The following is a 279-nucleotide window of genomic DNA, read 5'->3' as shown; positions in this document are numbered from 1 at the left end:
AAATTAGTCAGTAATAACAATATGATGTAGCTCCACATCACCAATGATGAGTTAAGCTTGTCAGCGGCAGAAATGTTGGCAAGTTGGTCGGGGGAAAACAACAGAGCCATGGCGCGGATGATAAATAGCAAACCTATGGTAAAAAAGGGTATGTTTAACAAAGTCGCATAATACAGCGGTAGGTGTTTTTTCACTGCCCGAAAGTTATCAATACCCGTTAGAGTGATAAAGGTCGCTGCAGTAATACTCATGACGATCACTAAGTACACTGCATAGGTC

Annotated in this window: 1 protein-coding gene; it reads right to left on the bottom strand. The window is 41.6% G+C overall.

Annotation, left to right across the window (positions count from 1 at the left end):
- Nucleotides 1–251: hypothetical protein (locus AAEY88_RS13135; protein WP_350563096.1), on the bottom strand; the 251-nt coding region annotated here is incomplete at its 3' end.
- Nucleotides 252–279: the final 28 nt, after the last annotated feature.

The sequence above is a fragment of the Psychrobacter sp. CAL346-MNA-CIBAN-0220 genome (genome assembly GCF_040309805.1).
Classification (GTDB): Bacteria; Pseudomonadota; Gammaproteobacteria; order Pseudomonadales; family Moraxellaceae; genus Psychrobacter.
This window is presented reverse-complemented; position numbering and strand designations above follow the sequence as displayed.